Here is a 12,728-nt window from a genome sequence, read left to right on the forward strand (position 1 = left end):
GTGTGGTAACTTACTAATTCGACTTTTGGGGAGGTACTCCTTTTTTCGTGTCTTGAAAGCCTTACGAAACTAAGGGTTCAAATTATGAAATTCATTCAATTGATAAATTAAGTAAAAGTACTAAATGGAAAGCAGTGATAATTAAAAGTACTATGATTAGTGGATTTGCTTTTTTTCTTGTTACCTTTCTCTCGATCGGCATTTTATCACAAGGTGTTGTCGCTGATATTCGCTATCCATCTTTCTTTGTAGTTCAAACGATTACAATCGCTGACTTTTTTGAAAGGTTTGAAGTCATTATTGCGATACTTTGGTATATTACTATTTTTTTTAGACTTTCATTATTATTATATATTATATTAGAAGGCTTAAAGGGAGTATTTAATCTTACGAGTAATCAATCTCTTCTTTTGCCTATTTGTTTCATTTCTTTATTTGGAGCTATGAGTATTTGGGACGATGTTACAAGCTTAATTGAGTATCTTGAAGTTTGGCGGTTTTATGCTTCTCTTTTCGGGCTATTATTCCCTCTTCTATTAATTTGTTTAGGTTTATTTAGAAAGAAAGCTTTAGAAAATAAAAAAGGGATAAATCAGTAATTAGAAATCGATTGTTAATAAGTCTCGAAAACGCTCAATAGAATGATGAGAATTTTCGACTTTACCAAATCCGTATTTTGCATATATAAAAGGAATACCGGCAATTTGAGCCGCTTGAAAATCGCCATCTGTATCTCCTACATAAATTGAATTTTCTAGTTGGTTTCTTTTCATGATTAGTTGAATATTTTCAGCTTTCGATAATCCCGTTCTTCCAGGATTTTCATAGTCATCAAAATACTGATCTAACTTGTGATAATGATAAAACGCCTCGATATATCCATCTTGACAATTGCTTACAATGAATAGACGGTGATTTTTCTTCAAGGTGTTTAACGTTTCTTGAACACCTTCATATAGCTGGCCTCCATGCTCTTTTAAATAGTCATTTTCTCTTTGATTACACTGTACTAGAATGTTATTTCGTTGTTCCTTTGACAGCTCTGGTAACAAATGTTCTCCTATCTCGTGAAAAGGTAATCCCATTATTTGTTGAAATGCTTTTTTATCTAGTTTTGAATGCTTCCATGGAGACTTTGCTAGAACATCGTTCCAGGCCTTGACTATAGTCTCAGTTGAATCCCATAATGTTCCATCCAAATCGAAGATTATGTTTTTCATATTAAAATTTCCTCTACTATTATGGTACGTGAAATTATATTGTTCATTGCGTTTCCTTCCTCTCTAAAGCTAAATTATTATTAACTTTTCTCTTCAGTAAGTATATCACGGCAAAAAAAAACCGTCTAAAAAAGACGATTTTTTTAAAGTGTTTTAGTTATAAATTATTTTGTTTTCTTTAAAATATCAAGTAACTTATCCTTTTGTTCCATTTGAACAAGCACATATAAATAATCTCCAGCTAGTATTTCGGTACTTCCTGATGGAGATATCATCTCTCCATTACGTTCTATAGCACTTACATTTACATGAGGAGGAAAGCCTGCACTCGCTAAGTTCTTCCCAACAATTTCACTGTTTGAAGAGGTTTGAAAGTGAATCATCTCAGCGTTACTTCGTCCAATTGACATCAATTCTTTTCTGATTTCTTCTCGCCATTCATCACTTAGTTCATCACGAAGTTCATTATAAGCTTCTTTTTTTAGTATCGCCTTAAGCTCTTCTTGTTGTTTTTTTCTTGTTACTTTTTTGGACAAATCGAAATCTCTTATCATCATAATCGTGACGGCAATGACCATAATCACTAATATAAAAGCAAATGGAAGCGCAGCTGAAATGGCTGCCGTTTGTAATGCTTCTAACCCACCATCATCACTTACTAATAAGACAGACGCAGTTCCGGCTATTAATACACCCCAGATAATTTTTAGTAAAAAGCTCGGGTTTAATTTCCCGCCAGAAGTCATCGATCCTAATACAAAAGCTGCTGAATCAGCAGACGTTACAAAGAAGATAGCAACAACAATGATAGCAAGAATACTTGAAATAACGGTTAAAGGTAAATATTCAAGCATATAAAACAAAGTTAATTCGACTTCGTTCGTAGCAACTTCAGCAAGTCCAAAAATACCTGACATCTCAATCTCTAAAGCTGTACCTCCAAATACAGTGAACCAAATGACAGCAAGAAGAGTCGGTACAAGAAGGACACCAGCCATAAATTCTCGAATGGTTCTCCCTTTTGATATCCTTGCAATAAATAACCCTACAAACGGTGACCATGACATATGCCACGCCCAAAAGAATATCGTATTAGCACCAAGCCACTCACTTTCTGAAAATGGTGTCATAGTTAAAGACATATCAATGATATTAGCTAGATAACCACCAAATGTGCTAACCATACTTTCTAAAAGCGTAATCGTTGGCCCTGCAAAAAATACGAAAATTAACAATAACCCTGCTAATACTAAATTTATGTTCGTTAATCTTTTAATCCCTTTTTCAATTCCTACTACCGCTGAAAATAAAAACAAAACAGTAATAATAGCGATAATCGATAATTGTAAAACTATATTGTTAGATAAAGGAGTTAAAAAAGAGACTCCTCCAGATATTTGCAAAGCACTTAGTCCAAAGGTGGTTGCTACCCCTGCACAAGTAGAAATAACAGCTAATAAATCGATTCCTTTCCCTAGCCAGCCATTGACTCGATTTCCGATTAAGGGATAAAAAGCAGAGCTGATTAATGCTGGTCGATTTTTTCGATATTGTACATAAGCTAACGTTAATCCTACGACCGAAAAAGCACCCCATGCATGAAAGCCCCAATGAAAAACCCCATATTGTAGACCAATCTCTGCGGCTTCTACAGTACCTGGTGTAACTCCTGGTGGTGTATCTAAATAATAAATAATCGGTTCAGCTACTCCAAAAAAAACAAAGCCTACACCTAATCCAGCAGCAAAAAGCATTCCTACCCAGGATATAAACGAATGCTCCGGTTTATCATCATCTTTTCCTAATCTTAATTTTCCTACTGGAGATAAAGCAACGATGAAACCGAATAAAACAAAGGAGCTCGCAACTAGCATATAAAACCAACCAAAATGCTCAATAATCCAAGATAACATCGTATTAGCTGTATTGCCTAAATGAGTTGGTGATATCATGCCCCATAAAACAAATAGAACAACACCAATAACAGATGCGTAGAGAACAAATTGAGAACGAAAATGAAGTTCTCTTTTCTTCTTTCCCATAATCATCACCTTTCCTAAGAATATTATATGTATGAATACCTTCCCTATACGTAAACAAAGGGATGATCTCATTTACCCTCTAATCAAAAAGCTTAAACTTTAAAACAGCCGTATCTTTTCATTAGAAAATTTCTCCAAATAACATTTTGACATACACTATATATATGGGATAATAATAGAAAGTCTTTAATAGGAGTGATAAAACATGAATAGCGTCACATTAAATAATGGTGTTACAATGCCTCAATTAGGCTATGGCGTTTGGCAAGTAGAAAATGAACTAGCGACAAAAGTTGTTCTAGAAGCCATTGAAGTTGGTTACCGCTCCATAGATACGGCTATGATTTATCGAAATGAAAAAGGCGTAGGTGAAGCAATCAAACAAAGCCCTGTTCCTAGAGAAGAGTTATTCATCACAACTAAGGTTTGGAATAGTGACCAAGGATATGAAAATACATTACGTGCTTTTGAGGAAAGCATTGAAAGATTGGGTTTGGAATATGTAGATTTATACCTAGTGCATTGGCCAGCTCCCAAATTTGATAAATATATAGATACATATAAAGCTTTGGAGAAGCTCTATCATGATGGAAGAATAAAAGCAATTGGGGTATGTAACTTTGAAATCGAGCATTTACAAAGGCTGCTTGATGAGTGTGAGGTTGTCCCTGTATTAAATCAAGTGGAATGTCATCCTTATCTAACTCAAACAGAACTTAAGTCGTTTTGTGCCGAGCATAATATCTTTGTAGAAGCATGGAGCCCACTCCAGCAAGGTGGAGAGGTTTTACAATTAGATGTTGTCCAAAATATTGCTAAAAAGCATCATAAATCATCTGCTCAAGTCATTATTAGATGGCATCTGCAAAATAACACAATAGTGATTCCTAAATCAGTCACACCATCGCGTATTCAAGAAAATTTCGATGTGTTTGATTTTTCATTATCTGATGAAGAAATGAATTTATTGAGTGAATTAAATCGAAATGAAAGAAAAGGAAGTAATCCTAAAGACATGCATGTTTGCTAAATATTTTGTTTATGAAGGTTGTACGTAGATTCTACGTCAGCCTTTTTTATTTTTAAAGATTTACAGAAACAACAAAAAGCCCCCCTTCTTTTATTAGAACGAGGGTCTGTAAAATTTATAGAATGGTCTCAGCGATCATTAACTGAGAATAAATCATTTTCCTTTTATTACAACGAGATTTATGACTTCACTTGATAAAATTCATTGGGAATTGGTCCAAAAGTGCGTTTATGATAAAGTAAAGGCTCTTTTTTCTCATCTTGAATATCAATGACTTCACCGATTAAAATCATATGATCTCCAGCTTCCACGGTTTTATACGTTTTACATTGAAGAACAGCAGATGCCTTCGCAATAACAGGCAAGTCATGTTTAGACATTTCCCATTCACAATTGGCAAATCGGTCTTCGACTCGTGAAGCAAACAAATTACAAATTTCACCTTGATCACTTGCTAGTATATGTACAGCAAATTTATCAGTATTGGTAAATACATCATAAGATGATACTCGCTTATCAATGGACCAAAGGATTAACAACGGATCAATGGATACGGAAGCAAAAGAATTAACCGTTAAGCCTAAAGGTTTTTGTTCTTCATTTACCGTTGTGACAACCGTTACTCCTGTTGGGTAATTACCCATTACATCTTTAAATAATTGCACATGTTGATTTTGATTCATATTTATCTCTCCCTTTCCCAACTTAGCCTATTATATGTAGTCTCTATACTTTCCATACAAAAAAGTTTATAAACTCATTGTTAATATAGCATAATTTGATCATAATTGCATATGACAAGCTTGTAAAAGTAAAAGAGCTTGAGTGATAATTTCTACTCAAGCTTCTTTTATATTGGATATTTTTTCTTCTTTCTCGTTCATTACCCTTTTTAATATTTTATCTAGCACAGCAGTAAATGCTTGACTTGTTCTATTTCGAGGACGGGATAAGTGGATGGATTGGTCCAACACGATTTTACCATTTTCTATCAAAATAACACGGTCCGATAACGCTACAGCCTCCTCAATATCGTGTGTCACTAATAGAGCCGTTATTTCTTTTTCAATCCAAAGATTTTCAATTAGCTGCTGCATTTCTAATCTTGTTAGTGCATCTAAAGCTCCTAAAGGTTCATCTAATAATAATAAAGAAGGCTCTTGAATCAGTGCTCTTGCCAATGAAACCCTTTGTTTTTGACCACCTGATAAAACGGATGGCCAGTCATTGGCTCTACTTTCTAATTGAACCTGGCTTAACGCTTTAAAAGCTTTTTCATTCGACGACTCTTTCATTCCTAAACCTACATTTTCTAAAACGGTTTTCCAAGGTAGAAGCCTCCCATTCTGAAACATAATTCGAATATCTGGATGAATATTTTCGAGCTTTTTTTTATTAAATATGACCTCTCCTGAAGAAGCAACATCTAATCCAGCAATTAATCGCAATAAAGTTGATTTTCCGCATCCGCTTTTTCCAACGATTGAAACAAATTCCCCTTTATGAATCGATAGGTTGATATCATCTAGTACGTTTTGCTGACCAAATGACTTTTTGACGTATTGTAATTGTAAAAAGGCCTTTTCTACTTGACTCAATTTTAAACCACTCCTTATTTTTGATAGTGTGGATTCCATTTTAAAAAGCGATATTCTAAAATCTTCGCCAGCCAATCTGAGAATTTCCCTAATAATGCGTATAGAAGAATACTTAGGACGACAACATCGAGCTGCATAAATTCCCTGGCATCCATTGCTAAGTAACCAATTCCACTATTCGCAGAGATTGTCTCAGCAACAATAAGAGTTACCCACATAATTCCAAGCCCATAACGAATCCCTACTAAGATAGATGGAAGCGCACCAGGCAAAATAATTTGAGTGAAAAGCTCCCACTTGGATAAGCCATAGCTCTTGCCCATTTCGATTAATTCGTGATCGACTGAACGAATACCATGAAATGTATTTAAATAGATAGGAAATAATACACCTAGTGCAATAAGAAATATTTTTCCCTCTTCTCCAATTCCAAACCACATAATGACTAGCGGAATTAACGCTAAGTGAGGGATATTTCTGACCATTTGTATAGAAGAGTCAAACAGTGTTTCAGAGATTTTTGAAACTCCATTTAATACACCAAAAATAAAGCCTATGACACCTCCAATTAATAACCCTATTAGTGCTCTTTGTGAACTTGACCAAATATGAGTAAAGATCTCACCTGATGAAAAGAGCTCCCAGCTTGCCATGATTATTTCAGTAGGAGCAGGTAACACTCTTGATGAAATCCATTGAAGCGATGAAAAAAGTTGCCAAATGAGAATTAAAAATAATGGAATGATCCACGGAACTATTTTTTTTAAAATCGTGGAAAGATGCATGACTCTGTTCCCCCTTTTTTACGTTCTATAAAGATTACCTAGCAGCAATACCTCCAAAAGGGCTTACCCATTGGTGTTTAGAATGATTAGGATGTTCAGTATTTTTTACATTTAAAAGAGGGAATACAAGCTCTGCAAAACGATAAGCCTCTTCTAAGTGGGGATATCCTGACAGAATAAATGATTCAATCCCTAACTGCTCGTATTCTTTGATTCTTTCAGCGACTACCTCAGGGCTTCCTACTAAGGCTGTTCCAGCGCCTCCTCGAACTAAACCAACACCTGCCCAAAGGTTTGGACTAACTTCTAATGACTTTTTAGAGCCGTTATGGAGTACACTCATTCTTTTCTGACCAACAGAATCAAATCGTGAAAAGATTTTTTGTGCCGCTTCGATATCTTCATCACGTATATGTTTAATTAAGTTTTCAGCCGCTTTCCAAGCTTCTTCTTCGGTTTCACGAACAATTACATGAAGTCTAATCCCAAATCGTACGGTTCTTCCAGTCTTTTTAGCCGCTTCCTTTACTTTAGTTATTTTCTCTGCTACTTTTTGTGGAGGCTCTCCCCATGTTAGAAAAACATCAATATGTTTAGCTGTTACATCTATAGCAGCTTCAGAAGACCCTCCAATATAAATAGGTGGGTATGGTTTTTGAGTTGGTGGAAAGGTCAGTTTACTTTCTTTAAAATCAAAGAAATTACTTTTGAACGTCACTTCCTCACCTTCCAATAACTTTCGGTAAATGTGTAAAAATTCATCAGTTAATTGATATCTATCTTGATGAGAAAGATGTAGTCCATCTCCTCCTAATTCAACTGGATCTCCTCCTGTTACAACATTTATCAAGAGGCGACCGTTTGAAAGACGGTCTAAAGTAGAAGACATTCTTGCTGCAACCGACGGCGAGGTCAGACCCGGTCGTAATGCAACTAAAAATTTCATTCTTTCAGTTGATGAAATGAGTGATGAAGCGGTAATCCACGCATCTTCACAGTTAGCACCCGTAGGAAGTAGTGCCCCATAATAGCCTAATTGGTCCACTGCCTGCGCTATTTGTTTTAAGTATGGAAAGGTTACAGCTCTTCCTCCTATACTTGAGCCTAAATACTGACCATCACCGTGTGTTGGTAGAAACCATAGAATTTTCAACTATCTCACATCCCTTTCATTTTTTTCGACTAACGCGTCTTGTATGTTCACGTTTTCCGGAATTAATTCTAGTTCATAAAATACATCGCCAATTTCTTGTTGATCATTGGCTACTTCCTCCGTTATTCTCTCAATCCCAAACCCTCTTCTTTTTAAAACTTCCTCTAAAATTTCATTCTCAATACCAACCTCAGGAGATAAAAAGGAAGCCGTTTCTTCGATGTTATTTTGGGCGAATTGTTCTACCGCTTTTAGTTCCTCTAAAATAATGGAAACAATATCGTCATGATTTTCCGCAAATTCCTTATCAGCTAAAATAAATTCCCGATTAGCAACTAATCCCTCGCCATTTCTTAATACTTTCGCTCCAAGCTCTTTTTCTGCTTCAGCAAGGAAGGGATCCCATATAACCCAGGCATCTATATCGCCACGGTCAAATGCTATTCGTGCATCAGCAGGAGGTAAATAAGTAACCTCAATATCTTCTAAAGTTAAACCAGCTTCTTCCAATACTTTCACTAATAAATAATGAACATTTGAACCTCTATTTAAAGCTACCTTTTTTCCTATTAAATCATTCACAGATGTTATCGATGATTGATTTTGAACAACTAATGCTTCTCCTTTAGGTGAACCAGGACCATTGCCAATATAAATGATTGGTGCACCCGCAGCCTGAGAAAAGATAGGTGGCGCTTCCCCTGTATGGCCAAAATCAATACTTCCTGCATTTAATGCTTCTAAAAGCTGAGGTCCTGCTGGAAACTCATTCCATTCCACTTCAATTCCTAATGGTTCCAGTTTTTCTTCTAGTGTCTCTTCCGCTTTTAGAATGTTCAACGTGCCAAATTTTTGATACCCTATTTGTAAGGTGTCTATATTACCAGAAGTAGTGCTTTGGCAGCTCATTAAACATACTAAACAAATAACAATAGTCGGAAATAATATAAATCTTCGGCCTGTTTTCAAATTCCTCATCCTCCCCTAAATAAAAAGAAAGCACTATTCCTTCAATTACGAAAGAATAAGTGCTTTCGGATGTCCGATCAGTCACCTGATAAATCATATGTGCTTTCAACTGATTTGATATCGTCATTTTATTCCAATTAAACCGATTAGTCAACTGCGACTTTATTACTCTTTTTTATTACTGGGTCTATTTAATTGGTTTTTAAGCTTTCATTTTCATAAAAGCGTTCTATATATTCGACAACCTTTTGATCGGCTATTAGTGGTGGTGCATGATGTGGTTTTCTTCTAGCATCTATGATTAGCTGGTCACATCCCCAATGCTTAAATTGAAACGTTTCATTGACTCCGTACATATCTGTTGCTGGGTTGCTTCTAGTAAAAGTAACCCATTGGAAATTACTGATGCTTTCACTTGTAAATGAACTATCATCGCATACAACAAGTAACGGGCATGAACTCATATTAGGAAGCTTAGATAGCTTACTAGCTAACTGATTCATTTCTTTCATTGAATCATCATAATTCATGAATGATTTCATCTCTATAGCTATAATGCCAGGTAAAACAAAGTGTGCACGTTGAATTTCTTCTATTTGCAAAAATTCTGGAGGTAATTGTAGACATAGCTCTCTTTTTTTCTCGCCTGCTGCCGCAAAGACCACCTTACTTCCTTGATTCATCCCTGTTCCGGTATAATCTAATGTATCGATCGTCGTATTAGTTTGCAAATGGATATCTCGTTGCAAGTCAATTCTTTCTAAAAAGTACGTAAAAAATTCTACTTGCTTATGAGTAGACAAAATCACTTCCTCTTCAGCTGCAATAAATAAATATTTGGCTAGACTTAAATGACTTGTACCTAGTATTCGATTAGCGATCGTTAAAATCTCTTGAGGTTGTTTTAACTTTTGATAAGGAGTGTACCTTTCATAGCCTATCGCTAAAAGAAGTGGATGAACTCCTGCTGCATCGACTGCATGAACTTCCTTTACTCCAGGTATTTCTGCTTGAACCGCCCCACCTGTCAATTCATGAATTAAATCTCCAAATGAAGTGTCCTCTTGCGGAGGCCTGCCTACTACCGTAAATGGCCAAATCGCATTGTCCTTCGCATAGACTTTATGGACCTTCATCACTGGAAATTCATGAGCAAGACTGTAGTATCCTAAATGATCCCCAAAAGGACCTTCTAGCTTTGTTTCATCAGGATATATTTCTCCAGTTATCACGAAATCTGCGTCATGACTAACACAAAACCCATCTTCATAGCTATAACGAAAACGTCTACCTGCTAATAATCCAGCAAAGGTTAATTCACTCATTCCCTCTGGTAAAGGCATAACAGCCGATAAAGTATGAGCAGGATGACCACCAATAAAAATACTTACCTTTAGAGCTTCACCTTTTTTAACGGCCTTTGCCTGATGAACTCCTATCCCTCGATGAATTTGATAGTGTAATCCTACCTCTTCGTTCTCTATGTAATCATTCCCGTCTAATTGAACTCTGTACATACCTAAATTTGAATTCATAATACCGGGTTTATCGGGGTCCTCTGAATAAACTTGAGGTAAAGTTATAAATGCCCCACCGTCATCTGGCCATGATTTAATTTGAGGAAGATCTGTAATTTGAATTTCTTTAAAACTGCTCGGTAATTGTTTCTTTTTTTGTGGTAAAGCATTTATAGCCGCAAAGCCAGAATCAAGATATTTGAATGGATTTTTTAAAACTACACTTGGATTATTTCGAACACCGATCACACTTTGAGTTTTGGCTATCGTTTTTCGGAAGATAAATTTACTTCTTTCCACTGTACCAAATAAGTTAGAAACAGCTGGGTACTTTGATCCTTTTACTTTTTCAAAATATAAAGCAGGTCCTTTTTCTGCATATACGCGTAATTGCAATGCAGCCATCTCTAAATAGGGATCCACCTCTTCTTTAATTCGAATAAGGTGCCCCTCTTTTTCTAAATCTAGAATACATTCTTCTAAGTTTTTATACATATAACTAAACCCCTATAAAAATATGTCTTTTCTCTTATTATAGCTTCTAGAAATTAAGTTGTCTTGCTCTAACTAATCTGTTCATAGACTTTCAACATTTTGCTATCTTATCATTGATCTTTTGCTAAAAATACATTTTTGACAAAAAAAAACAGAGAATAGCTCTCTGCTTTTTTATTGATGAAAATTAGTCCCATCTGTTGTAGCTTTGATTATATTTTTTCTGATCAAGAAATCACCGAAATGTTCTTGTTCTTCACGCTCTTTTGCATACTGAGGTAAAAGCTCGTTAAGTATGGATATTATTTCAGCTTCTCCAATGTTTTCTCGATACATTTTACTTAATCGGCTACCATCAAAAGCTGCACCTAGATACATATTATATTTCCCTGGTGCTTTACCAATAAAGCCAATCTCTGCTAATGTGGGTCTCGCACAGCTATTAGGACAGCCTGTCATTCGTATCGTAATTTCTTTATCCGTTAAACCATTACTATCTACAATCTCTTCAATTTGAGTAACTAAAGAAGGTAGATATCTTTCAGCTTCAGCCATCGCTAAGCCACAGGTTGGAAGAGCCACACAAGCAAGTGAGCTTCTTCTAAGAGCAGAATAATGCTTGCCATCTGTTAATTGATAAGCTTCGATTAATTCATTTATTTTTTTCTTTTTATGACTAGTCACATTGGCAATTACTAAATTTTGGTTGGCAGTTAATCGAAAATCTCCCGTATGAACTTTAGCAATTTCTCGTAATCCCGTCATCAGTGGGTAGTTTTCTTGGTCAATAATACGTCCACCTTCTACAAATAATGTGAAATGCCATTTCCCTTTAGAACCTTTCACCCATCCATAGCGGTCACCATTACTATCAAACTGAAAATCTCTAGCTTTCTCAAGTTTCCAACCTAATCGATGTTCTAGCTCTTCAACAACTGCTTCTAATCCCAAACGGTCAACCGTATATTTGAAGCGAGCATTTTTCCTTTCAGAACGATTGCCATAATCTCTTTGTATGGTAATTAACTTTTCCGATAGCTCTAAAATTTGATTCGGCTTTACAAAACCAATCACTTTAGCTAATTGAGGATAGGTGGCTTCATCTCCATGAGTCATGCCCATTCCTCCACCTATTGCCACATTAAATCCGACTAATTTTTTATTTTCTACAATCGCTATAAATCCAATGTCCTGTGAAAAAACGTCAATATCATTGGATGGAGGAACCGCGATTCCGATTTTAAATTTCCGTGGTAAATATAATGCACCATACATCGGTTCTAGTTCATCTTGTTCAGGGGTACTAACCACCTTTTCCTCATCAAACCATAGCTCATAGTAAGCTCTCGTTTTCGGTAAAAGATAATCACTTAGCTGCTGTGACCAGTCAAATACCTCTTGATGTATGTCTGATTGATCTGGGTTCGGATTACACATTACATTTCGATTGACATCACCACAGGCAGCAATTGTATCTAGCTTGGAGGAATAGATATCTTGAATCGTTTGTTTCATATTCCATTTCAATATTCCATGCATTTGAAATGCTTGTCGCGTGGTCAGCTTTAAAGTTTGATTTCCATATTTTTGAGCAAGTTCATCCATCACCAGCCATTGTTCTGGAGTAGATACCCCACCTGGTGTCCGAACTCTAAGCATAAATTGAAAGGCAGGTTCTAACTTTTGTTTTTGTCTTTCTATTCTTAAGTCGCGGTCATCCTGTAGATAGCTACCATGAAATTTCATTAAACGATTATCATCATCTGAAATTCCGGAACTGATTGGTTCTACCATCGATTCAGAAAGCGTTCCCCTCAAATAATTACTTTCTCTTTTAATTCGTTCCACATCACTTGGCGGCCCTTCAGGAGCCGTTAAGATAGGCTTCGTCATACCATAATTCTCCTTTCAATCAACAA

11 protein-coding genes are annotated in these 12,728 nt (G+C 35.9%); 2 read left to right on the forward strand and 9 right to left on the reverse strand.

Annotation, left to right across the window (positions count from 1 at the left end):
* Positions 1 to 98: 98 nt before the first annotated feature.
* Positions 99 to 599, forward strand: coding sequence for a GerAB/ArcD/ProY family transporter (locus AZF04_RS00005; RefSeq protein ID WP_268753412.1), 501 nt, complete (start codon positions 99 to 101; stop codon positions 597 to 599).
* Here the strand turns inward: AZF04_RS00005 and AZF04_RS00010 are convergent, their stop codons facing one another.
* Together AZF04_RS00010 and AZF04_RS00015 are read right to left on the reverse strand one after the other, a co-directional pair.
* A complete protein-coding gene (locus tag AZF04_RS00010) occupies positions 600 to 1,220 on the reverse strand; it encodes an HAD family hydrolase (RefSeq protein WP_061946986.1) in 621 nt (206 codons plus the stop codon).
* Positions 1,221 to 1,384: 164 nt separating this feature from the next.
* Complete coding sequence (locus AZF04_RS00015; protein WP_061946987.1) at positions 1,385 to 3,262, reverse strand: BCCT family transporter; 1,878 nt, start codon at positions 3,260 to 3,262, stop codon at positions 1,385 to 1,387.
* A 205-nt stretch (positions 3,263 to 3,467) separates the two neighbouring features.
* Here AZF04_RS00015 and AZF04_RS00020 point away from each other — a divergent pair, with 205 nt between their 5' ends.
* Positions 3,468 to 4,292 (forward strand): aldo/keto reductase, encoded by an 825-nt coding sequence (locus tag AZF04_RS00020; protein ID WP_061946989.1) that lies wholly within the window; start codon positions 3,468 to 3,470, stop codon positions 4,290 to 4,292.
* Positions 4,293 to 4,471: 179 nt separating this feature from the next.
* On the opposite strand, the gene AZF04_RS00025 is transcribed toward AZF04_RS00020, so the two are convergent.
* The 7 genes from AZF04_RS00025 to cysI form a co-directional block, all read right to left on the reverse strand.
* Positions 4,472 to 4,975, reverse strand: a complete 504-nt coding sequence (locus AZF04_RS00025) for a flavin reductase family protein (RefSeq protein WP_061946991.1) — start codon at positions 4,973 to 4,975, stop codon at positions 4,472 to 4,474.
* Positions 4,976 to 5,131: 156 nt separating this feature from the next.
* On the reverse strand, positions 5,132 to 5,890 hold the full coding sequence (locus AZF04_RS00030; RefSeq protein WP_235599886.1) for an ATP-binding cassette domain-containing protein: 759 nt from the start codon (positions 5,888 to 5,890) through the stop codon (positions 5,132 to 5,134).
* A 14-nt stretch (positions 5,891 to 5,904) separates the two neighbouring features.
* The gene (ssuC, locus tag AZF04_RS00035; RefSeq protein WP_061946992.1) at positions 5,905 to 6,675 is read right to left on the reverse strand and encodes an aliphatic sulfonate ABC transporter permease SsuC; all 771 of its coding nucleotides are present in this window, start codon (positions 6,673 to 6,675) and stop codon (positions 5,905 to 5,907) included.
* 34 nt (positions 6,676 to 6,709) lie between these two features.
* Positions 6,710 to 7,828 carry an FMNH2-dependent alkanesulfonate monooxygenase gene (gene ssuD / locus AZF04_RS00040; RefSeq protein ID WP_061946994.1) on the reverse strand — a complete coding sequence of 373 codons (1,119 nt, stop codon included), beginning with the start codon at positions 7,826 to 7,828 and terminating at the stop codon, positions 6,710 to 6,712.
* Positions 7,829 to 8,806: a sulfonate ABC transporter substrate-binding protein gene (locus tag AZF04_RS00045; protein WP_061946996.1), complete on the reverse strand. Its 978-nt coding sequence runs from the start codon at positions 8,804 to 8,806 to the stop codon at positions 7,829 to 7,831.
* A 182-nt stretch (positions 8,807 to 8,988) separates the two neighbouring features.
* On the reverse strand, positions 8,989 to 10,809 hold the full coding sequence (locus AZF04_RS00050) for a UbiD family decarboxylase (protein ID WP_061946998.1): 1,821 nt from the start codon (positions 10,807 to 10,809) through the stop codon (positions 8,989 to 8,991).
* A 174-nt stretch (positions 10,810 to 10,983) separates the two neighbouring features.
* Positions 10,984 to 12,702, reverse strand: coding sequence for an assimilatory sulfite reductase (NADPH) hemoprotein subunit (gene cysI / locus AZF04_RS00055; protein ID WP_061947000.1), 1,719 nt, complete (start codon positions 12,700 to 12,702; stop codon positions 10,984 to 10,986).
* Positions 12,703 to 12,728: the final 26 nt, after the last annotated feature.

This window comes from Alkalihalobacillus trypoxylicola, from assembly GCF_001590785.1.
GTDB classification, from domain to species: Bacteria; Bacillota; Bacilli; order Bacillales; family Bacillaceae_D; genus Alkalihalobacillus; species Alkalihalobacillus trypoxylicola.